Origin of the sequence: Vibrio satsumensis (genome assembly GCF_050337435.1) — a bacterium.
Lineage (GTDB): Bacteria > Pseudomonadota > Gammaproteobacteria > Enterobacterales > Vibrionaceae > Vibrio > Vibrio satsumensis.
The window spans coordinates 12,681-34,004 of the sequence record NZ_JAKJSX010000014.1 but is presented as its reverse complement, the minus strand read 5'-3'; the positions used below and the strand labels follow the sequence as shown (position 1 = coordinate 34,004).

Sequence of the window (21,324 nt, the reverse complement as noted above, 5' to 3'; positions counted from 1 at the left end):
AGTCATGGAACATTATATTAGTCTGCTAGTTAAATCGATTTTCATCGAAAACATGGCGCTTTCTTTCTTCCTAGGTATGTGTACATTCCTAGCGGTATCTAAGAAAGTTAAAACTTCTTTTGGTCTTGGTGTTGCGGTAGTTGTAGTACTTACAATCGCTGTTCCTGTAAACAACCTTGTTTACACACACATCCTAAAAGAAAACGCGCTTGTTGAAGGTGTCGATTTAAGTTTCCTTAACTTCATCGCATTCATCGGTGTTATCGCGGCACTTGTACAAATCCTAGAGATGGTTCTAGACCGTTTCTTCCCACCTTTGTACAACGCACTAGGTATCTTCCTTCCACTGATCACAGTTAACTGTGCAATCTTTGGTGGTGTATCTTTCATGGTAACTCGTGACTATAACTTTGCTGAATCTGTTGTTTACGGCTTCGGTTCTGGTGTGGGTTGGATGTTAGCTATCGTTGCTCTTGCGGGTATCCGTGAGAAGATGAAGTACTCTGACGTACCTCCAGGTCTACGTGGCCTTGGTATCACGTTCATTACTGTTGGTCTGATGGCGTTAGGCTTTATGTCTTTCTCTGGTGTTCAACTGTAGGGTAAGCACCCAGTAATAAGGAATAACAAATGCAAAGCATTATTCTTGGCGTAGCGATGTTTACCATTATTGTATTGGCTCTAGTACTAGTGATTCTTTTCGCTAAGTCTAAGCTGGTACCATCAGGTGACATCACTATTTCAGTAAACGGCGACCCTGAAAAGGCGATCGTTACTCAACCTGGTAGCAAGCTACTTGGTGCCCTAGCTGGCGCTGGTATCTTCGTATCTTCTGCTTGTGGTGGCGGTGGCTCTTGTGGTCAGTGTCGTGTAAAAGTTAAGTCTGGCGGTGGCGACATCCTGCCAACTGAACTTGATCACATCACAAAAGGCGAAGCTCGCGAAGGCGAACGTCTTGCATGTCAAGTTGCTATGAAAACTGACATGGAGATTGAACTAGACGAAGATATCTTTGGTGTTAAAAAGTGGGAATGTACTGTTATCTCGAATAACAACGAAGCTACTTTCATCAAAGAACTTGCTCTAGCAATCCCTGAAGGTGAAGAAGTACCGTTCCGCGCGGGTGGTTACATTCAGATTGAAGCTGAACCACATCACGTGAAATACGCAGATTACGATATTCCTGAGGAATACCGTGGTGACTGGGATAAGTTCAACTTGTTCCGTTACGAGTCTATCGTTAAAGAGCATTCGATCCGTGCTTACTCTATGGCTTCATACCCAGAAGAGAAAGGCATCATCAAGCTTAACGTGCGTATCGCAACTCCGCCGCCAAACAACCCTGACGTAGCTCCTGGTGTGATGTCTTCATACATCTGGTCTCTTAAAGAAGGCGACAAATGTACTATTTCTGGTCCATTTGGTGAGTTCTTTGCTAAAGACACAGACAATGAAATGGTATTCATCGGTGGTGGTGCAGGTATGGCGCCAATGCGTTCACATATCTTCGACCAACTTAAGCGTCTTAACTCTACTCGTAAGATGTCTTATTGGTATGGTGCACGTTCTAAGCGTGAGATGTTCTACATTGAAGATTTCGATGGCCTAGCGGCTGCAAACGAGAACTTCGTGTGGCACTGTGCTCTGTCTGATCCTCAACCTGAGGACAACTGGGACGGTTACACAGGTTTCATCCACAACGTATTGTACGAGAACTACCTGAAGGATCACGAAGCTCCTGAAGACTGTGAGTACTACATGTGTGGTCCACCAATGATGAATGCGGCTGTTATCGGCATGCTGAAAGATCTTGGTGTAGAAGATGAAAACATCCTACTAGATGACTTCGGTGGTTAATCCATTTAAGTGATTGATATTATGGCTGACTCTCACGAGTCAGCCATTTGTTTTTCTAAGACTATTTTTGACAACATACTGGCTTATATAAGAAAGAGTAAGGCATTCAAAATACCTATTTTTTACTCTTATTTTTCCTTATATAAATCCTTAACATTAGACAGGAGTAAGCAAGTGAGAATTTGGCTTGTTGCATTAACTTCTTTAATTTTTCTTGCTGGCTGTGAACAGCCAAGAGAGCAAGTGCATTTAAGTGGCCCGACAATGGGCACCAGTTACAATATTAAATACATCAATGGTGATGAATTTCCGGAGTCTAACGAAGTTCATACTGAGATCGATCGTCTACTTGAAGAAGTGAATGATCAAATGTCGACTTACCGTGAAGACTCAGAGCTGAGTCGTTTCAACCAACACAAAGGTGCGGACGCATTCGAAGTCTCTGAACAAACCGCTATCGTTGTGAAAGAAGCAATTCGTTTGAACGGTCTTACTGAAGGTGCGCTGGATGTTACGGTTGGTCCATTAGTTAACCTTTGGGGTTTTGGTCCTGAAGCTCGTCCGGAAGTGGTTCCATCAGATGAAGAGCTTGCTGCTCGTAAAGCTAAAGTTGGTATTCATCACTTGAGCGTTGAAGGCAACAAGTTAACTAAAGACTTGCCTAATTTGTACGTCGACCTGTCAACCATTGCAAAAGGTTGGGGCGTTGATGTTGTTGCTGATTACCTTGATTCAATTGGTATTCACAACTACATGGTAGAAGTAGGTGGTGAAATCCGCTTGAAAGGCCTAAACCGAGAAAATGTAGGCTGGCGTATTGCCATCGAGAAGCCAAGTATTGACGAACGCAACATTCAAGAGATCATCGAACCTGGTGATATGGCGATCGCAACGTCTGGTGACTACCGCAACTATTTTGAGCGTGATGGTGTTCGTTACTCACACATCATCAACCCAGAAACAGGAAAGCCTCTTCATCATAAAGTGGTTTCTGTGACTGTTTTAAACCCGTCTTCAATGACTGCAGACGGCTTATCTACTGGCCTTATGGTCTTAGGTGAGGAAAAAGGAATGGAAGTCGCAAACCAACATAACATTCCAGTGTTCATGGTGGTAAAAACAGCAGATGGCTTTAAAGAAATTGCTTCTGAAGCATTTAAGCCATACTTAGGTAAATAAGGTAAGCGAGATAATTATGAATACATTTCTGATTACATTTGGTGTTTTTCTTGCAGTAATCGCAGCAATGTCAATTGGCTACATTATTCAAAAGAAAGTTGTGAAAGGTAGCTGTGGTGGCTTAGGTGCTGTTGGTATTGATAAAGTATGTAACTGTCCTGAACCCTGTGACGCGCGTAAGAAGCGTGAAGCACGTGAAGCTTACCGTGAAGAGAAGCTAGCTGAACGCCAACAAAAAGAAGCGGCTTGGAGTAAAGACCGTATCGCCTAATTAGTGACAGTCATAGGGATAGAGTTATCTGTGTCCTTAAATTGAAAAGCTCAAGATTATCTTCTTGAGCTTTTTTTGTTTTGAGGCTTAGTCATTTATCTTGGCAGATTAAAAATGGAAACAAAAACGAATGCCTATTGTTCGATTTGCATGCTGTTACGCGCAAACACTAGCTGGTTTCTACCTTGCTCTTTTGCCGTATAAAGAAGCTCGTCAGCGGCTTTGATCTGTTCATCTAACTTCGCGTCTAAATCGGTTACGCCGATACTGATACTGACCTTGATTCTTTGAGAGTCATGTACAACTACGTGGCTTTCAATGGCTTCTCTCATGGACTCTAAATTGTCAACAAAGCTCTCAAACGCACCGCATGACTGAATACAAAACTCTTCACCCCCGAAGCGTACAGCGACATCGTCTTTAAAATGATCTTTGATGATTTTCCCTACATCGATCAGCACGGCATCACCACCATCGTGGCCAAAGGTATCATTCACTTTCTTAAAGAAGTCGATATCCATCATCGCGATATTTCGTTGATCGCAGCCCTTACAAGGATGATTGAACAGGTAGCGACGATTCCATAAGCCAGTAAGAGCATCCTCGTTGGCATGTCGAAACAGCTCATTGGCCGCTTCTTTCATATCAAGCAGTTGATGGATTCGGCAGAAAAACTCTTCTTGGTTAAAAGGTTTGTAAAGGAAGTCGTTAGCTCCTGCTTTCAGAAATCGAGCTGTCATGGTGCGGTCATCGCTGCCTGACAGTCCTAGAATAGCTAATTGGTTTCTATCATGATCACGTCGAATATCACGGATCATCGCTATACCATCTTTCTTCGGCATATCATGGTCTGTAACAACGAATGTAATCTCAGGGTCGTTATGAAGAAGCTTTAATGCTTGTTCGCCGTCTTCGGCTTGGATAGTTTGGATATATTGGTGTTCTAGAAGTTGAGCTATGTAACGGCGAACGACCGCAGAATCATCGACAACCAATGCTTTGTGGTGACGATTATTTGAAATTCTTTGAACCAGAGGGAGTAGGTAGCTTACTGATGACATACTGTCTTTAAGTATGTAGTCAATAACGCCTTTTGCTAGGACTTGCTCTCGCAGTTGATTGTCGAACATCCCGGTAAGAACAATTATTTTCTGTTGATAGCTTAATACGAGATCAATGATCTCACCGTCTTGCCCGTCAGGTAAGCAGTAATCTAATACGGCACACAAGAAATCCGTCTCTTGTTCCAAGATGTTTTTTGCCTCTGCAATCGATTCAGCAAGTGCGACCTCATAACCGCTATTTTTAAGCTGTTGGTACAGGTAGTTGCGGAATGCTCGGCTATCTTCCACTACTAGTATTTTTTCACTCACAAGCGATCCCTACTTATAGACTAAATACTCGTTAACAATAGTATCAGAAGAGCTTATGACTATTGAAGCGAAACCTCTTTAGCTGGACTCGAGATCGTTTTAAATCTGATAATAATTGGATTATACTGTTTATAGATACAGTTGTAAGGTCGAGTAATTCCTAGATGTGTAGCGCGGGTGAAGAGAGAGTAAGAAAAATAATTCATGTCGATATGGATTGTTTTTACGCGGCTGTAGAAATGCGTGATAACCCTGCTTACCGAAATCGCCCGTTAGCTGTTGGTGGGCATGAAAAGCAACGCGGCGTTTTGAGCACCTGTAATTATGAAGCCCGCAAGTTTGGTGTTCGCTCTGCAATGCCGACAGGAAAAGCCCTACAGCTTTGTCCTAATCTATTGGTTGTGCCGGGAAGAATGTCGGTCTATGTCGAGATATCTAAAAAGATCCGTGAAATATTCTCTCGATACACATCAGTCATTGAGCCCCTTTCTTTGGATGAAGCTTTCCTTGATGTCACCGATTCTAAGCAGTGTCATGGTTCAGCTACACTTATTGCTGAGTCGATTCGCCGTGATATTTGGAATGAACTGAATCTGACGGCTTCTGCAGGTATTGCACCGATTAAATTTTTGGCGAAAGTGGCCTCGGATCTGAATAAGCCCAATGGTCAGTTTGTTATCCCTCCACAAGATGTGCAATCAGTGATCGATGAGCTACCACTTGAAAAGATTCCTGGTGTCGGCAAGGTGAGTATTGAAAAGTTGCATCAAGCAGGCTTTTTTACTTGTAAGGATATCAAGGAGTCTGACTATCGAGACCTGCTACTCAAGTTTGGCCGTCAAGGTGCATCACTCTGGAAGCGCAGTCATGGCATTGATGATCGAGAAGTTATCATCGAGCGCGAGCGAAAATCGGTAGGCGTAGAGCGCACCTTTACCCAAAATATTTCAACCTACGCCGAATGCTGGCAGGTAATCGAAGACAAGTTGTTTCCTGAACTCGAAACTCGTTTAGAAAAAGCCAGCCCAAGCAAAGCGATCATCAAACAGGGCATTAAGCTCAAGTTTGCTGACTTTCAACAAACTACTATTGAGCACATCCACGCCTCTTTAGATCGTGAACACTTCAAAGAACTGTTAAGTGAAATATTGAAAAGACAACAGGGGCGAGAAATACGCCTGCTTGGTTTAAGTGTGATGCTGCAACCCAAAGATCAAATGCGCCAGTTGAGTTTCTTTTAGGGTAAGGTGTTGGGAGTATAGATTTAGAAGTGTTGGTATTTGAATGCCGACTAGGTTTGATAACCTAGTCGGTTTTTTCTAATCAAGGAAATTAGCTTATCTAGGAAGTTGCTTAACTCGCGCTAAGGTATCACTGAATGGTTGCTGCTCTAGCTTACCGTAACCAACCATTTTGCTGGCTTTAAGCTTGGTTGAAAGTGGGGTGGCGATTCCGCATAAGAAGCGAGTAATAGCTTCTTCGGTAATCAATTGTTGGCTAGCAGAAATAAATTCATGTATCCATGTCATCACCGTCTCATCATCGACAGGTTCAACATCAACGCTTGGCAAGGTTGCTACTTGACCGCGGCATACGGAGCAGTGACCGCAGGCTTTTGGCGCTTCGTTGTCTGCAAAGTAGCTTGCTAGGCGCGAGCTTAGGCAGGAGTCAGCCTCAAAGAAATTCAGCATTTGGTTAAGACGGTTTATCTCGCTGTTCTCTTTTGCTTTAAACAACTCAGTTAGACGCTCGGACAGTTGCATCATATCTTCAGAAGTATTGTGGATCGTGTAGACATCCGTGATCTGCTTGCTCTCCAATTCAATCCAACCTTGTTCATTGAAGTAATCGATAGCTGCAATTACGCGCTGACGATCGGCTTGGAAGTGAGTCCAAAGTGCATCGAAGTCGACTTGGCACCACACTCTTGCTTGAGGAGAGCATTGGAAAATCGCTTCTACAAATTGACGACGTTCACTTTGAAATTGCTCTGTGATCTGCTGCTTTGGGCGAATGAACTTAAATTTGTAATCAGCAAAGTAGCTGTACTTCGGCTCAATCACACCTTCAATTTCGAGATACACCAGTAGTGTTTTAAGCGGTAATTGACGAATGTTGGATTCACGTGATAGCTGGTTAAGCATGATCTCCCATTGGTTCGAGCCAGAAGCGCCAATGTTTTGATTTTCGTAGATCTCTTTCAATACTGCCTGGATCGATATGTTGTCGGGCGTATCACCAAAAACGAAGTTCTCGAGTGTGCTTAAACCATGTTTGTTAGCGAGTAGAATACATTCAGACGCTTGACCATCTCGGCCAGCTCTGCCGATCTCTTGTGAGTAGTTCTCTATCGATTTTGGTAAATCAAAGTGAATTACTCGGCGAATGTTGGACTTATCCACGCCCATACCAAACGCAATGGTTGCGACGATACAGCTCACTTCATCATTCATGAATTGATGTTGAATAGCATCTCTATTTTCAGGCTTAAGACCCGCATGGTAAGCCACCGCATTAACGCCAGCATTGCGAAGTTGCTGAGCAACCATCTCTGCTGTTTGTTGAAGGGTGACATAAACAATAGTCGGAGCGAGAGAAGCTTGGTTAACGACATTACACAAGGTTTCTAGCTTGCTGGTTTGTTCGCAAGGTTGAATCGACAGGTCGAGGTTTTGACGATAGAACCCCGTAACCACAACACGTTCCTCATCAATTTCGAACTTCGATTTCATATCTTGGATAACAGATGTCGTCGCGGTTGCTGTCAGTAGCAGCACTTGAGGAATATTGAGCTGTTTCTGATATTGAGGAAGCTTCAGGTAATCTGGTCTGAAGTTGTGTCCCCATTCTGAAATACAGTGCGCTTCATCGACCACAAGCAGTGAGAGCGGCACTTGAGAGATAAACTGACGAAAGCGCTCGTTCTTCAAGCGTTCAACGGAGATCATGAGGATCTTTGTATCACCGTTACGTACCGACTGCATGACCTGTTGGGTGGTTTGTCTGTCTTGGCTTGATTCGATTGCTGCCGCGCTAATGCCTTTACTGTGCAGGAAAGCGAGTTGGTCTTTCATCAAGGCTAACAGCGGTGATATCACCAAGGTTAAGTGCGGCAATTCTAATGCTGGTAATTGATAACACAGAGATTTACCTGAGCCTGTAGGGAATATGGCCGCAGTTGAGTGACCAGATAGAACATTATTAATGACTTGCTTTTGTCCATTACGCAGTGAGTCGAATCCGAATACTTGTTTTAGCTTCTGCTCAATCATTTATGTTCTACCTGAGTTATTAAGTGTCGTATTGATGCTAAAGCGGGCGCCTATTCATGATAGCGCCGCTTGATGAATCAAATGTCTTGCACCTGATTGTACCTAATTCTATTCTGTAGCTCCTATAGAAAAGCACCCCAATAGTATGAATAAGTCTGAGCTTCGCCAAATAATTATAGAGCAACTCGAATCCCGATTACGTATCGCACAATCTGCCACTCAATGCGCGATTGACGCTGCGACAGATGAAGAGACAGTGCCTGAACATAAGTACGATACATTGGCGCTAGAAGCTTCATATCTTGCCCATGGTCAAGCGGTGAGGGTGCAAGAGTGTGAGGACGACATTCAGTGTTATCGTAACTTAGTGCTGCGTGATAGTGAGAAGATTACGGTGAGCAGCTATGTTGTGGTCATTGACGAGCGAGATAAATATAAACACTTCTTTATGGGGCCGAGAGTTGGGGGGCTGTCTGTCACGTGGAATGATAATGAAGTAGCTATCGTGACGGCAAATGCACCTTTTGGTCAGGCGTTAATGGGTAAAGAAGTCGGTGATGAAATTGAATTTAAAGTTGCTGATAAACAGTTTTGCTACGAAGTGATATCGGTTGACTGAATAATTGGCTAAGGAATATAAGACGTTGCTCTGACAAAGAAGCATAAACCCAAGGTATAGTAATTTGTCAGATTGATGAGAGGATGTTATGAAAAGCAATGTATTAATCGCATCGTTAACAGCGGTAATCTCTTTTGTGAGCCTGCCAACTTTTGCTGCTCAGTGTCGCGTTGATTTGAAGAATGAATTACGAATCGATGATCAAAAAGTCGAAATCCATCAAGTGAATGGCGATACTGCCGTTTTTGATGGCAACAACGATCTCTATATTCATGGTGAGAAGGTTGAGCTTGATGCCAACCAACAAGCGGCGATTGAGAAATACCGCGAAAACATGAGTGAGTACTTACCACGCGCAAAACAAATGGCGAATGACAGCTTAGCCTTGGCGAATGATGTTATTGATGACATCGCTGCCAGCCTAGATTCTCCAGAGTCGTTTGATAATGTAAAAGAATCAATGAAAACCTACTTTGCTGAGCTGGAAGCGCGTTACTATAAAGATGGCGAGTTAGTGCTACCAGCAGAAAGCTTTGATTCGATGGCCAATGGTTGGTCTGAAGATTTCGAGAAGGCTAAAGAGATCTTTAACCAAGAATTTATTTCTAGCGCTTTTAATGCGATGTCAGAAAAAATGAAACAAGACGGTGGTCTAAACCTTACCGAACTAGCTGACAGTATGGCTGAATTAAAGCTGAAAGTTGAAGAGCGAATGAAAGAACACTCTCAACAAGTACAAGAAGAAGCAAACGAGTTCTGTGATTCTCTTGATGAGATGGCGGAACAAGAGCAAGAGTTGCATGAAATCATTCCGAACCTAAAAGACTATCAAGTCTTCACGATCTAATCTGGATCGACTTATGAATAGCAAGAGCATCGGTTGGTGCTCTTTTTGTTTGTACAAATGTAGCCACACGGCGAGTATTTATCTCAATTTAATCCATTTCCTTTTCAAGCCTGCCACCTCGCTTTATTGCTTTTAATTGAACGATAAGACTGGTCGTTTGTTAATTTTATGGTTCTAAATAGCGTATTGATTGTAAAAATTAGATAATTGTTCATTTATTGGTTGTACCTATCATTGCTTTTTATTACTGTACTTCCCAACTAGTTCACTGATTTTTAATGCGGGCGATATGGACCAACAATCTTCCTCTTCAAGAGAGCATTTTAGCTCTCGTTTAGGCTTTATTTTAGCAGCGGCTGGTGCAGCGGTTGGCTTAGGTAATATTTGGGGGTTCCCGACTCAAGTTGCCAGCAATGGTGGCGGTGCTTTCCTTTTGGTCTATTTGATCATGATCTTTGTGGTTGCTTTCCCAATGCTAGTGGTTGAGATGGCGATCGGTCGTCACGGCCAAGCAAACCCAGTTGATAGCATGCGCTCGTTGACGGCAAACCCTTTAGGTAAAAAAGTCGGTGAGTTTGTTGGTTGGATTGGCTTAAGTGTACCAAGTGCCGTATTGGCGTTTTACAGTATTGTTGGTGGTTGGTTAATCTGCTTCCTAATTGGCGCCGTCGCTGATCTGATTGGTTTAGAGGCTGCTGCTGATTGGTTTAAAGGCTTCAGCGTTGAGCGTAATGTATTTGGTACCGTCGCGTTCTATGTGCTGACGATTCTGATTGTACAGGGTGGTGTTAAGCAAGGCATCGAGAAGTGGTCGACGCGTTTGATGCCAGCACTGTTTGTGTTGTTCGGCCTATTGTTTGTCTACATCATGACGCAAGCTGGTGCGATGGAAGGCTTAAAACATTACCTAGTTCCAGACTTTGAGAAAGTGTGGGATAGAAAGCTGATTCTAGCGGCGATGGGGCAAGGCTTCTTCTCGCTAACGATTGGTGGCTGTTCAATGTTGGTTTATGGCTCTTACTTGAGTAAGAAAGAGAACCTACCAAAAATGGCGATGAACGTAACCTTGGTTGATACTGCTGTAGCCTTTATTGCCGGCTTAGTCGTGATGCCTGCGATGTTTGTTGCGATGCAAAAAGGCGTTCAAATCTACGCCGAAGATGGATCGCTGTTAAGTTCTGACACGCTGGTGTTTACAGTTCTGCCTTTGATGTTTGATAGTTTAGGTGTGCTTGGTCAGATCTTCGCGATTGTTTTCTTCTTGTTGCTAACCATTGCCGCGCTGACTTCTTCGATCTCAATGCTAGAGGGCCCGGTGGCGTTAGTGAGTGAGCGTTTTAATACTAGACGCACGCCAACAAGCTGGGTGATTGGTGGCGCTATCGCGCTGTTTAGTGTGGTGATTGTTTACAACTTTGCTGCGATGTTTGGCATGGTAGCGACGATTGCAACTCAGTACCTTCAACCGATCGCCGCATTGATGTTCTGTTTGTTCGGCGGCTGGGTATGGAGCCGAGCTTCAAAAGTGAAAGAGCTTGAGCAAGGTTGCTCTGATTTCCAATTGGGTTGGTTTGGTAAGGTTTGGCCTATGTATGTGAAGTTCGTGTGCCCAATCTTGGTAGCAACGGTAATCTGGGCTTCTTTCGGCTAATTAGCCATTATTGTCCATTTGTCTATTGTTCACTCGTCTTAATTTAACAAAGCCGCTCTCATAGAGCGGCTTTGTTGTATCTGAATGATGGCGATGTAACGTGACAGTTTTTCGATACTAAAAAGGCGCATACCTGAGGGGATGCGCCTTTCAAATAGAGGGGAGTTAAGTAATGGCTTACTTAATTTCCATACCTTGAGCTTGTAAGTCTGCATGGTAAGAAGAACGTACAAATGGACCACAAGCTGCGTGAGTGAAGCCAAGCTCTAGAGCAATCTCTTTCAGCTCATCGAACTCAGAAGGCGGCACGTAGCGTTCTACTGGTAAGTGGTGGCGGCTTGGTGCTAGGTATTGGCCTAGTGTCAGCATAGTCACACCATGTTCGCGAAGGTCTTTCAGTACTTGAACGATCTCTTCTTTCGTCTCACCAAGACCCATCATCACACCTGATTTTGTTGGAATATCAGGGTGCTGCTCTTTGAATTTCTTCAGTAGATCAAGAGACCACTTGTAGTTCGCACCTGGACGCGCTTTACGGTATAGACGTGGCGCTGTCTCTAGGTTGTGGTTGAAAACATCTGGCGGGTTGTCTTTCATTAGATCAAGCGCAACATCCATACGACCGCGGAAGTCTGGAACCAGTGTTTCGATACGAATATGTGGGTTTAGTTCGCGAATCTCACGGTTACAATCAGCAAAGTGCTGAGCACCGCCGTCACGCAAGTCATCACGGTCAACTGAAGTGATTACTACGTACTTCAGTTTCATGTCTTTAATCGTCTTAGCCAGTTTCTTCGGCTCTTCTGCTTCAGGAGCAACAGGACGACCATGGGCAACATCACAGAACGGGCAGCGACGAGTACAGATAGCGCCAAGAATCATAAACGTTGCCGTACCGTGGTTGAAACACTCGGCTAGGTTAGGGCAAGACGCTTCTTCACAAACTGAGTGCAGGTTGTTTTTGCGCATTGCTGATTTGATTTCTTGAATACGATGGCTGTCTGAAGGAAGTTTAATCTTCATCCATTCAGGCTTACGTAGAACTTCTTTCTGTTCAGCAGGCATATTCTTTACGGGAATTAATGCCATTTTGTCAGCGTCACGATATTTAACGCCTTTTTCCATTTGGATTGGTTTGCTCATGATTTTATGCTTCTGCTGTAATGTTACTGGTGGCTTGAATGTCTACTTGGTCATAGCCGAGTAGCTCTACGAGCTCTTGTATTAACTGTTGCTCAACGTTTTCTAGTTCACTTGGTCCGCCGAGTTGGCTTACCTGCGCCATTTCCATTCCTTGGTAACCACATGGGTTAATACGTAGAAATGGAGACAGGTCCATATCGACGTTGAGTGCTAGTCCGTGGAACGAGCAGCCACGTCGAATACGTAATCCGAGTGAACAGATTTTCTTGCCATCGACATAAACACCAGGAGCGTCAGGTCGGGCAGCTGAATCTATATTGTAAGCTTTCAGAGTATTGATTACGAGGTTCTCGATATGAGTAACCAAATCACGCACTCCGAATTTCTTGCGGCGGATGTTAATCAGAAAGTAAGCAACTAATTGGCCTGGACCGTGGTAAGTCACTTGGCCACCGCGATCGCTTTGTATCACAGGGATATCACCGGCATTTAATACATGCTCAGCTTTGCCTGCTTGTCCTTGAGTGAAGACAGGGTTGTGCTCAACCAACCAAACTTGGTCTACGTCTTCTTCCGTGCGTTCGTCTGTGAACTTATGCATGGCTTTCCATACAGGTTCGTAATCCTGACGGCCTAATTTTTTTACGATTAGCTTGTTTTGCAAAGCTGCACTCCCTCAAGGATTAATAAAGTGAACGCATTATAAACGCGAAACATGATTCTAACTACAGACGGACTGCAAGGTTTTTCAACTTTCTTTGTATTTATTGAAAATTAAGTTGAGTGAATTTGAGTTCTTTATGGGGCTTTAAACAAAAACAGCGGCAATAAGCCGCTGTTTTCTCATGTGTAACTGGAGATTACAGAACCATACGAACGATTTCGATCTCGCCCAGTTCTTTATAAAGAGTTTCTACTTGTTCAATTGAAGTCGCAGTAATATTGATAGAAACAGAGTGGTAGTTACCTTTCGCACTCGGTTTTAGCGTTGGGCTGTAGTCACCAGGAGCGTGGCGCTGGATCACTTCTAGCACTAGCTCAGTCAGTTCTGGCTTAGCGTGGCCCATTACTTTGTAAGTGAATGAACAAGGGAACTCTAAGAGGTCTTTTAGTTTTGCATCAGAATTGATGTTCATGATTAGCTCCAAAAGGCTAGACTCTCGCAAATTGGCGAAATGTCGATAAAAAGCGTATTCGGTCAACAGACACGAGTAATAAGGCGGAATATTACGTGTAAATATCACCGAACTCAAGATCAACAAAAGCCGCACATGGCGGCTTTTGGTTCACTAATGAGTAAATCATGAACTTACTCATTAGGTTAGCTAGACAACAAGCTTAGGTTTTACTTAGAACAAACCTTTGGCTGGTTTAGAATAAACCCTTGAACAGAAGAACTAGGTAGTCCCATAGGCGGCTGAATAGGCTGCCTTGGTCTACATCCTCAAGTGCTAGTAGTGGGTATTCAGCAACGTCTTCACCATCGACTTGGTAGAATAGTTTACCAACCACATCGCCTTTGCTGATTGGCGCTTCTAGCTCTTTCTCAAGAACGAAGCTTGCCTTCAGGTTCTTAGCTTGACCACGAGGTAGCGTAACGAAAGTATCTTCGTCGACACCCAGTGCAACGGTGTCTTTACTGCCCATCCAGATCTTCTCTTCTACGAAGGTTTCACCCGCTGTGTGTGGTGCCACTGTTTCGAAGAAGCGGAAGCCGTAGCTAAGCAGCTTTTTACTTTCTGTCTTACGAGCATTAGCATTCTTGGTACCCATAACTACAGCAACTAGGCGCATTTTGCCTTCGGTCGCTGAGCTTACTAGGCTGTAACCTGCATTGCTTGTGTGGCCCGTTTTGATGCCATCAACGTTCATGCTCTTATCCCATAACAGACCGTTACGGTTGTACTGGGTGATGCCGTTGTAAGTGAATTTCTTCTGTGAGTAGATACGGTACTCGTCTGGTACGTCGCGAATCAGAGCCTGACCAAGTAGCGCCATATCGTAAGGCGTTGAGTATAGGTTCGGGTTGTCTAGACCGTGCACGTTAGCGAAGTGCGTGTCTTTCATACCGATAGAGCTTGCCCATGCGTTCATTAGGTCAACGAATGCATCTTCAGATCCGGCGATGTGTTCAGCCATCGCAACACAAGCATCGTTACCTGACTGAACAATGATACCGCGGTTCAGTTCTTCAACTTTAACCGTTGTACCGACTTCAACGAACATCTTAGATGAATCTGGGAAGTTTTTAGCCCAAGCATTTTCACTGATTACAACATCGTCGTTTAAGTTGATGTTGCCACGTTCTAGCTCTTGGCCAATTACGTAGCTCGTCATCATCTTGGTTAAACTTGCTGGAGAAAGTTGAGTATTCATCTCTTTCTCTGCTAGTACTTTGCCTGAATGGTAATCCATCAGAACAAAACCTTTAGCGGCGATTTGAGGTGCATCAGGAACAACAATAGGAGCGGCGAATGACGATGTAGCTATCGTTGCAGAAAGAGCAACAGAAGTAGCAAAAATCGATTTAACAAGTTTATTAGATTTAATCATTTTGAATGCAATTATTTGGTGAACTATTCATATATTAACAGAATCACTCTGTCACACCAGAGCGCTGATTACCAGAAGTAACTGTTAGATTAATTAGCGAGTTAGGGTGTGTTTTTTTATATAAGCTGACGGGTAACCCATTAGCTTAACTTGTTCTAATTTTTCTTGAGTCAGAGCATAGTCATGAAATGGCCCAATCATCAGACGGTAGTTGTCATCATTTGGCTGCAAGAACGTTGCTACTTCTAGCTTTTCGGCTAGATCTTTAGCTAACTTCTCGGTTCTATCTTCATGCGGAGATGTTGCGACTTGAATGATAAATTGCGGTAAAGCGGCCTTTTTATTTGCGTCGGTTGGCATAGCCACAGTAATGACTTCAATCTCAACATTTGCCGTGCCCGTTCTCAGCACATCGAGCTTATAAGCTGCCGCATAACTAAGGTCAATGATTCGGCCTTCATGGAATGGACCACGGTCATTGATACGAACAATAGTGGTTTTGTTATTGTCGGTATTCGTCACTTTTACATAGCTTGGAATTGGCAATGTTTTGTGAGCTGCTGACATCGAATACATGTCGTAGATCTCGCCGTTAGACGTTAAGTGACCATGAAATTTCTTACCGTACCAAGAGGCCTTGCCTTTCTCAGTAAACCCTTCGGTCTTTTTTACGATCTTGTAGTCTTCGCCACGCAGAGTGTAATCCGTATTACCACCTAAACTATAAGGTTCATACTGAGGGTGAGCATCTTCTAAATGCTCTACCGAAATCGGTGCGTCTGGTGCAATATCTGAATCAATATCGTAGCGACCTGTTGGCTTTTGTGAAGAACACCCATTGATTAAAACCGCTAGCCCTAAGATAGAGACTATTTTTTTGATTGGCAGCTCATCAACTAAGGATGCTTTTTTTGGAAACGTTGTAATAGACATCGATTAGGTCGCCTTTGAGAATGCTTTTCTGTGTGTATGGATCGACATTAAAATACCAAAACCAGCCATAAGGGTAACCATTGAAGTACCGCCATAACTGACCAGAGGAAGAGGAACACCTACAACAGGTAGAATGCCACTTACCATGCCAATGTTTACAAAAATGTAGACGAAGAAGCTCAGTACAATGCTGCCGCCCATCATTCGGCCGAATGCTGTTTGAGCTTGGCTAGCGAGCACTAAGCCACGTCCAATAATAAACAGGTAGATGGCAAGCAAGAACAAGATACCAATCATGCCCCACTCTTCGGCAATTACCGCAAAAATGAAGTCGGTATGGCGCTCTGGAATGAACTCTAGTTGGGATTGAGTGCCTTGCAGCCAACCTTTTCCTGATATACCACCAGAACCTATCGCAATCTTACTTTGAATGATGTGGTAACCCGCACCTAATGGATCGGATTCAGGATCAAAAAGGGTTCTTACACGTACTTTTTGATATTCACGCATCAAGAAGAACCATAAGATTGGGATAAATGCCCCCAACGCTATTGCCGCACTAGCAATGATTTTCCAACTGATACCTGCTAGGAATATCACGAAGATACCGGATGCGGCGATAAGGATAGATGTGCCTAGGTCGGGTTGCTTTGCGATTAGAATCGTAGGTACAAACACCATCACTAGCGAGATCGCTAATGTTTGGAAGGTGGGTGGAAGTGAGCGCTTACCGATAAATCGCGCCAGCATCAAAGGTACCGCCAGCTTTAACAGCTCTGAGGGTTGGAATCGAACAAAGCCGAAGTTTAACCAACGCTGTGCACCTTTAGAGGCTTCACCAAAGAACAATACGCCTAATAGCAAGATGACACCACCTGCAAACAGTAGTGGCGCCAAGGTCTCATAAGTGCGAGGTGAGATTTGCGCTAGGAAGATCATCACACCTAAAGACAAAGCCATACGCATCGCCTGGCGATCCATCATCGCAAGGCTTTGTCCGCTTGCGCTGTACATGATCAGTAGGGCAAAGCCCATTAAAACCAGAATGCCAAGTAAAAGCGGCAGGTCGATATGCAGCCTTTCGAATAAGGCTCTATTTCGTCCAGTTGAAGGATCAAGTTTCATTATTTAATTGGCTCACTTTGATAATCTTCTGCAAGGATAATATGGTCTAAAATCCTTCTTACTACTGGGCCGCCGTTAGAAGAGCCGCCACCTGCGTTTTCTAGAACGATAGTCACGACGGCTTCAGGATCTTCAAAAGGCGCGTAACCCGTAAAGAGGGCGTGATCGCGTAAGTGCTCTGCGATTTCATCCGCGTTGTACTCTTCATCTTCTTTTAAGCCGAACACCTGCGCGGTACCCGATTTACCAGCGGTTTGGTAAGACATCTTCTGGAATGAACGTCTTGCTGTGCCTTTCTTACCGTGGTTAGCCAGTCTCATGCCTTCCTGAGCGATATCCCAATACTTCTTCTTAACCCCGGTTAGTGGTGGGTAAGTTTCAATATCCGACATAATTTGTTCATCGAATGGGCGACCGTTGTCAATGGTTGAACGCAGTAGGTGAGGGGCTGTTACTTCCCCTTCATTAACTAAAACTGATGTGGCTTTTGCAATCTGCATTGGTGTTGCTGTCCAGTAGCCTTGGCCAATGCCGACAGGGATAGTGTCACCTTGGTACCAAGGCACACGGTGTCTTGCCATTTTCCAATCACGAGTTGGCATATTGGCTTTACTTTCTTCATAAATATCGATGCCGGTATAATCACCGAATCCGAACATCATCATCCATTTGGATATGCGATCAATACCAAGGTCATAAGCAATTTGGTAAAAGAAAGTATCCACTGACTCTTCTATCGCTTTCTCGATATCAACGACACCGTGTCCCCAACGCAACCAGTCACGGAATGGTCTTGTTTTTGAGTTAGGGATCTTCCAATAACCTGGGTCATTACGCGTTGTATTGGGCGTAATCACGCCTTCTTGCAGAGCCGCAACAGCAATGAAAGGTTTGATCGTCGACGCTGGTGGATAAATACCTAGCGTTGCACGGTTAACCAAAGGTCGGTCTTTGTCTTGAAGTAGCGCGTTATAACCTTTAGAGGAGATACCATGCACAAATGCATTTGGGTCGTAGCTTGGGCTAGACACCATGGCTAACACGCCATTGTCTTTAGGGTCGAGAACGATGGCTGAGCCACGGCGACCATCAAGTAATTTATGTACGTATAGCTGTAGCTTGATGTCCAAGTTGAGCACGATATCTTTACCCGGAACCGAAGGCACAAACTTCAGAGTGCGGATCACTCGTCCGCGGCTGTTTACTTCGACTTCTTGATAACCAGCGGTACCGTGCAACATGTCTTCGTAGTAGCGCTCAATGCCAAGTTTACCGATGTCACGAGTCGCTTGGTAATTAGCGTCTTTCTCTTCTCGTGCTAGGCGCTGCATATCACGGTCATTGATACGCGATACATAACCAATAACGTGAGTCAGCACATCACCATAAGGGTAGAAACGTTTTAACGTGCCTGTGACCTCAACACCAGGGAACTTATGTTGGTTTACAGAGAAGACCGCTACTTGTTCTTCTGTGAGTTGGTTCAGAATCGGTACTGACTTGAAGCGTCTTGAATTACGGCGATCACGATTAAAACGCTCGATGCGTTCTGGTGGGATCTCGATTAACTCTTGTAGACGGACAAGCGTGTCATCCATATCGTTGATTTTTTCTGGTGTGATTTCTAGGTTGAAAACGGGGCGGTTTTCGGCAAGAAGTACACCGTTGCGATCGTAAATCAAACCGCGGTTGGGCGCGATAGGCACAACCTTAATTCGGTTGTCGTTCGATCGAGTTTTATAGTCCTGATATTGGTTGACCTGAATGTTATACAGATTAACAACCAACATAGTCATCATGACTATGATCCCTATAAACGCAACAAAAGCACGACTAGTAAATAGTCGTGCTTCTGCTTTGTAGTCTCGGATTTGGCTACGTTTACGTAACATTAACGCTTATTCTCGATGATAAGGGTGGTTAGCAGTGATGCTCCAAGCTCGATACAAGCTTTCAGCCATGATAACGCGTACTAATGGGTGAGGGAGAGTAAGCGCAGACAGAGACCAACTTTGGTCTGCTGCCGCTTTACATGCAGGTGCTAATCCTTCAGGTCCGCCAATCAGGATAGAAACGTCACGTCCATCCAACTTCCAGCTTTCCAGTTGCTCAGCCAGTTGTGGTGTATCCCATCTTTTACCTGGGATGTCGAGCGTGACAATTCTGTTGCCTTTTGGCACCGCTGCCAGCATCGCTTCACCTTCTTTCTGAAGAATGCGTGCAATATCGGCATTTTTACCGCGCTTTCCTGCAGTAATTTCAATGAGCTCTAACGGCATATCGTGAGGGAAGCGACGTTTGTATTCTTTAAACCCTTCTTCAACCCACTTTGGCATTTTTGTACCAACTGCGATTAACTGGATCTTCAAAGCTTAGCCCCAAAGTTTTTCTAGTTGGTACAGTTCACGGTGTTCTTCTTGCATAACGTGAAGCATGCTTGTGCCCATATCTAGAACAACCCATTCACCTTCTTGCTGGCCGTCCATGCCTAGTGGTTGCATGCCTGCTTTACGTACTTCATCAGCAACATGCTGTGCAATAGAAGCAACATGGCGTTTAGAGGTGCCAGTACAAACAATCATGTAATCAGTAACACTTGATTTGCCTTCTACATCGATAGTCACAATCGATTCTGCTTTCATGTCGTCGGCTTTGTCTGCAAGAAAATCTTTTAGTTCTTCACGTAACACGGGGTGTTCCTTTAATCTGAATTTAGCTTTTTAGGGGCTGTTGACCCTAGAATATACCACGCTTTTATGCGTGAAATGGTATTGAAGCTGAAGGGATACAAAACTCTACGCTTAACTGATGAATTAGTGGCCAAGGCGACTGCTCATATTGAGTTTTTGTCATCAATTCAGCTTGAGTGAGCAACGCGAACAAAGAGTGTAATTGAGAAATCGAAACTCTTGTTAGCGCGGCGTTATAAAGAGGCTTTTTTGATTGCCAGATGCGGTGTTTCTCGAAGACCTGACCAATCGGCATCTGTTTCATTTGTTGTTGCATTTGCAGCAGTAAGGCGAGTTCTCGCTGCACGCTACGCAGTAAAATAACAGGCTCAACACCCTCAGCTTCTAATTGTCTTAAAATTCGCTGCGCTCGATTCCCTTTACCCGCCAGTAAGGCGTCACTCCAGTGGAACGGCGTAAAGTGGTTGTGGCGACTCAGCGATTCTTCTAAGCGCACTAAAGTGAGCTTTCCATCCGGGTATTGTAGCGCTAGTTTCTCTAGGCTCTGAGTCAATGCAAAAAGGTTGCCTTCGTGCCATTGTGCCAACATTTGAATCGCCTCAGGATCTGGCGTTAAACCTATTTGACGGCAGCGAGCTTGGACAAATTGAGGTAATCGACTGACATCTGGCGTTAAGCAACTGACCCAGTGTCCTTGATTCGAGAGAGCCTTAAACCACTTAGCGTTTTCTTGAGCTTTAGTTAGTTTAGTACCCACTAAGATCAACAAAATATCGTTATGGATATGCTCGGAGATTGCGAGTAGCTCTTTTGCTATTGCGGCATTGACGCCTGACTCTGGCAGCTCCAGCTCGATGACTTGACGGCTAGAGAATAGGCTCAGTGCTTGAGTGCAGTCGTAGACTTGATTCCAGTCCAGACTGCTATCAATCGCAAAGCGGTGACGTTCTTCAAAGCCTTGCTGTTTTGCAGCCTTTTGAATCGCTTCTCGGCTCTCTTGCAACAGTAGAGGCTCGTTACCAAAAATGAGGTAAACATTACTCAACTGTTTAGCAAGTTGCTCTGATAAGCGGTCAGCAAAAATACGCATCAAATAAACCTATTACTCAGCCGATTCGCTAAGTGTTGGTTGCTCTGCTGAAGCCGGTACGATCTCAACGTCGTCAATTTCAGCATTCTTGATGTTGTATTGCTTTTCAAGTTCTTTTACTTGAACGTGCTCTAGTTCTTCTAGGTTCATGTTACCAGCGGCAATAGTCGCTTTAAGGCGAGCCATTTGGCGAAGAATTTGGCTTGTTGCCAGCTTACGCATTTCGTCTTCGATCATGTCGCGCTCAACTGATTTCGCAAGTGCTGTTAGCGGGTTATCTAGATAGCTACGGGTTACGCTAGTAGAGAATGTCTTGGAGCCAATTTCAGGGATAGTGACACGATAAGAAGAGCGGAATGTCAGCTCTTTTTCTGCAGCACGAGTGTTTTGGTACAGAGACAGAGTTCGCTCACCAATGCTCTCACTAATAATGTGCAGGTTAGGGGTATTCTCAGCCGGTGGCACAATTTCTACATCATTCATACGTAGCTGACCTTTCATCATACGTGTAAACGTACTGTATTGGTCGTAACTGGTTACGGAGATCTTGTTGAGTTCTTCTGGTACGGAGTAATCACCACGCAGGTGGAAACCACACGCACTTAACAGGCTGACGGTTAAAACAACAATAGTAACTTTCAATGAAGATAGTGAAATCAGGCGCATTATTTGATGGCTCTCATGAAGGTAGAATACTTATTTAAAGGCTTTAGCTAGATTG

Annotated in this window: 21 protein-coding genes; 8 read left to right on the top strand and 13 right to left on the bottom strand. The window is 44.2% G+C overall.

The genetic code is table 11. From position 1 onward, the window contains the following. Nucleotides 1–4: 4 nt before the first annotated feature. The 4 genes from nqrE (at nt 5) to nqrM (ending at nt 3,307) form a co-directional block, all read left to right on the top strand. Nucleotides 5–601, top strand: coding sequence for an NADH:ubiquinone reductase (Na(+)-transporting) subunit E (gene nqrE, locus L4C44_RS18075; protein WP_009848375.1), 597 nt, complete (start codon nt 5–7; stop codon nt 599–601). Nucleotides 602–630: 29 nt separating this feature from the next. Next, a complete protein-coding gene (gene nqrF / locus L4C44_RS18070; RefSeq protein WP_010439056.1) occupies nt 631–1,857 on the top strand; it encodes an NADH:ubiquinone reductase (Na(+)-transporting) subunit F in 1,227 nt (408 codons plus the stop codon). 174 nt (nt 1,858–2,031) lie between these two features. Then, nucleotides 2,032–3,036: an FAD:protein FMN transferase gene (locus L4C44_RS18065; protein WP_146491383.1), complete on the top strand. Its 1,005-nt coding sequence runs from the start codon at nt 2,032–2,034 to the stop codon at nt 3,034–3,036. 16 nt (nt 3,037–3,052) lie between these two features. Continuing rightward, nucleotides 3,053–3,307 carry a (Na+)-NQR maturation NqrM gene (gene nqrM, locus L4C44_RS18060; RefSeq protein WP_009848378.1) on the top strand — a complete coding sequence of 85 codons (255 nt, stop codon included), beginning with the start codon at nt 3,053–3,055 and terminating at the stop codon, nt 3,305–3,307. Between the two features lie 134 nt (nt 3,308–3,441). On the opposite strand, the gene L4C44_RS18055 is transcribed toward nqrM, so the two are convergent. After that, nucleotides 3,442–4,680, bottom strand: coding sequence for a GGDEF domain-containing response regulator (locus L4C44_RS18055; protein ID WP_146491384.1), 1,239 nt, complete (start codon nt 4,678–4,680; stop codon nt 3,442–3,444). Nucleotides 4,681–4,844: 164 nt separating this feature from the next. Here L4C44_RS18055 and dinB point away from each other — a divergent pair, with 164 nt between their 5' ends. Next, nucleotides 4,845–5,921 carry a DNA polymerase IV gene (dinB, locus tag L4C44_RS18050; protein WP_372384580.1) on the top strand — a complete coding sequence of 359 codons (1,077 nt, stop codon included), beginning with the start codon at nt 4,845–4,847 and terminating at the stop codon, nt 5,919–5,921. A 96-nt stretch (nt 5,922–6,017) separates the two neighbouring features. Here the strand turns inward: dinB and L4C44_RS18045 are convergent, their stop codons facing one another. Beyond that, nucleotides 6,018–7,952 carry a RecQ family ATP-dependent DNA helicase gene (locus tag L4C44_RS18045; RefSeq protein WP_428805513.1) on the bottom strand — a complete coding sequence of 645 codons (1,935 nt, stop codon included), beginning with the start codon at nt 7,950–7,952 and terminating at the stop codon, nt 6,018–6,020. Nucleotides 7,953–8,097: 145 nt separating this feature from the next. Here L4C44_RS18045 and L4C44_RS18040 point away from each other — a divergent pair, with 145 nt between their 5' ends. The 3 genes from L4C44_RS18040 (at nt 8,098) to L4C44_RS18030 (ending at nt 11,069) form a co-directional block, all read left to right on the top strand. Further along, complete coding sequence (locus L4C44_RS18040) at nt 8,098–8,571, top strand: GreA/GreB family elongation factor (RefSeq protein WP_372384578.1); 474 nt, start codon at nt 8,098–8,100, stop codon at nt 8,569–8,571. Nucleotides 8,572–8,659: 88 nt separating this feature from the next. After that, nucleotides 8,660–9,418 carry a YggN family protein gene (locus tag L4C44_RS18035; RefSeq protein WP_428805512.1) on the top strand — a complete coding sequence of 253 codons (759 nt, stop codon included), beginning with the start codon at nt 8,660–8,662 and terminating at the stop codon, nt 9,416–9,418. A gap of 289 nt (nt 9,419–9,707) precedes the next feature. Then, nucleotides 9,708–11,069, top strand: coding sequence for a sodium-dependent transporter (locus L4C44_RS18030; RefSeq protein WP_428805511.1), 1,362 nt, complete (start codon nt 9,708–9,710; stop codon nt 11,067–11,069). Between the two features lie 177 nt (nt 11,070–11,246). Here L4C44_RS18030 and lipA read toward each other — a convergent pair whose 3' ends face one another. The 11 genes from lipA to L4C44_RS17975 all read right to left on the bottom strand — a co-directional run bounded on the left by lipA (nt 11,247) and on the right by L4C44_RS17975 (nt 21,269). Continuing rightward, on the bottom strand, nt 11,247–12,212 hold the full coding sequence (lipA, locus tag L4C44_RS18025; RefSeq protein ID WP_146491390.1) for a lipoyl synthase: 966 nt from the start codon (nt 12,210–12,212) through the stop codon (nt 11,247–11,249). A 4-nt stretch (nt 12,213–12,216) separates the two neighbouring features. After that, nucleotides 12,217–12,876 carry a lipoyl(octanoyl) transferase LipB gene (gene lipB, locus L4C44_RS18020; RefSeq protein ID WP_004737632.1) on the bottom strand — a complete coding sequence of 220 codons (660 nt, stop codon included), beginning with the start codon at nt 12,874–12,876 and terminating at the stop codon, nt 12,217–12,219. A 196-nt stretch (nt 12,877–13,072) separates the two neighbouring features. Then, nucleotides 13,073–13,351, bottom strand: coding sequence for a DUF493 family protein YbeD (gene ybeD / locus L4C44_RS18015; protein WP_026084358.1), 279 nt, complete (start codon nt 13,349–13,351; stop codon nt 13,073–13,075). A gap of 232 nt (nt 13,352–13,583) precedes the next feature. Then, entirely contained in the window at nt 13,584–14,765 is a 1,182-nt protein-coding gene (locus L4C44_RS18010) for a serine hydrolase (protein WP_017067140.1), read from the bottom strand. 93 nt (nt 14,766–14,858) lie between these two features. Continuing rightward, entirely contained in the window at nt 14,859–15,698 is an 840-nt protein-coding gene (locus tag L4C44_RS18005) for a septal ring lytic transglycosylase RlpA family protein (RefSeq protein ID WP_060983365.1), read from the bottom strand. Between the two features lie 3 nt (nt 15,699–15,701). Further along, a complete protein-coding gene (gene rodA, locus L4C44_RS18000; RefSeq protein ID WP_048607962.1) occupies nt 15,702–16,823 on the bottom strand; it encodes a rod shape-determining protein RodA in 1,122 nt (373 codons plus the stop codon). After that, the gene (gene mrdA / locus L4C44_RS17995) at nt 16,823–18,715 is read right to left on the bottom strand and encodes a penicillin-binding protein 2 (RefSeq protein ID WP_428805510.1); all 1,893 of its coding nucleotides are present in this window, start codon (nt 18,713–18,715) and stop codon (nt 16,823–16,825) included. Before mrdA ends, rodA begins: the two co-directional genes overlap by 1 nt. A 6-nt stretch (nt 18,716–18,721) precedes the next feature. Beyond that, nucleotides 18,722–19,192, bottom strand: a complete 471-nt coding sequence (gene rlmH, locus L4C44_RS17990) for a 23S rRNA (pseudouridine(1915)-N(3))-methyltransferase RlmH (protein WP_428805509.1) — start codon at nt 19,190–19,192, stop codon at nt 18,722–18,724. A 3-nt stretch (nt 19,193–19,195) separates the two neighbouring features. Then, entirely contained in the window at nt 19,196–19,513 is a 318-nt protein-coding gene (rsfS, locus tag L4C44_RS17985; protein ID WP_004735247.1) for a ribosome silencing factor, read from the bottom strand. A 64-nt stretch (nt 19,514–19,577) separates the two neighbouring features. Then, entirely contained in the window at nt 19,578–20,603 is a 1,026-nt protein-coding gene (gene holA / locus L4C44_RS17980) for a DNA polymerase III subunit delta (RefSeq protein WP_055318895.1), read from the bottom strand. 12 nt (nt 20,604–20,615) lie between these two features. Next, on the bottom strand, nt 20,616–21,269 hold the full coding sequence (locus L4C44_RS17975; RefSeq protein ID WP_428805508.1) for an LPS-assembly lipoprotein LptE: 654 nt from the start codon (nt 21,267–21,269) through the stop codon (nt 20,616–20,618). Nucleotides 21,270–21,324: the final 55 nt, after the last annotated feature.

What these genes read in the sequence shown, in the direction of transcription:
- nqrE (WP_009848375.1), top strand. Translation starts at nt 5, where the DNA reads ATGGAACATTATATTAGTCTGCTAGTTAAATCGATTTTCATCGAAAAC.
- nqrF (WP_010439056.1), top strand. Translation starts at nt 631, where the DNA reads ATGCAAAGCATTATTCTTGGCGTAGCGATGTTTACCATTATTGTATTG.
- nqrM (WP_009848378.1), top strand. Translation starts at nt 3,053, where the DNA reads ATGAATACATTTCTGATTACATTTGGTGTTTTTCTTGCAGTAATCGCA.
- dinB (WP_372384580.1), top strand. Translation starts at nt 4,845, where the DNA reads ATGTGTAGCGCGGGTGAAGAGAGAGTAAGAAAAATAATTCATGTCGAT.
- L4C44_RS18045 (WP_428805513.1), bottom strand. Translation starts at nt 7,952, where the DNA reads ATGATTGAGCAGAAGCTAAAACAAGTATTCGGATTCGACTCACTGCGT.
- L4C44_RS18040 (WP_372384578.1), top strand. Translation starts at nt 8,098, where the DNA reads ATGAATAAGTCTGAGCTTCGCCAAATAATTATAGAGCAACTCGAATCC.
- L4C44_RS18035 (WP_428805512.1), top strand. Translation starts at nt 8,660, where the DNA reads ATGAAAAGCAATGTATTAATCGCATCGTTAACAGCGGTAATCTCTTTT.
- L4C44_RS18030 (WP_428805511.1), top strand. Translation starts at nt 9,708, where the DNA reads ATGGACCAACAATCTTCCTCTTCAAGAGAGCATTTTAGCTCTCGTTTA.
- lipA (WP_146491390.1), bottom strand. Translation starts at nt 12,212, where the DNA reads ATGAGCAAACCAATCCAAATGGAAAAAGGCGTTAAATATCGTGACGCT.
- L4C44_RS18010 (WP_017067140.1), bottom strand. Translation starts at nt 14,765, where the DNA reads ATGATTAAATCTAATAAACTTGTTAAATCGATTTTTGCTACTTCTGTT.
- L4C44_RS18005 (WP_060983365.1), bottom strand. Translation starts at nt 15,698, where the DNA reads ATGTCTATTACAACGTTTCCAAAAAAAGCATCCTTAGTTGATGAGCTG.
- rodA (WP_048607962.1), bottom strand. Translation starts at nt 16,823, where the DNA reads ATGAAACTTGATCCTTCAACTGGACGAAATAGAGCCTTATTCGAAAGG.
- mrdA (WP_428805510.1), bottom strand. Translation starts at nt 18,715, where the DNA reads ATGTTACGTAAACGTAGCCAAATCCGAGACTACAAAGCAGAAGCACGA.
- holA (WP_055318895.1), bottom strand. Translation starts at nt 20,603, where the DNA reads ATGCGTATTTTTGCTGACCGCTTATCAGAGCAACTTGCTAAACAGTTG.
- L4C44_RS17975 (WP_428805508.1), bottom strand. Translation starts at nt 21,269, where the DNA reads ATGCGCCTGATTTCACTATCTTCATTGAAAGTTACTATTGTTGTTTTA.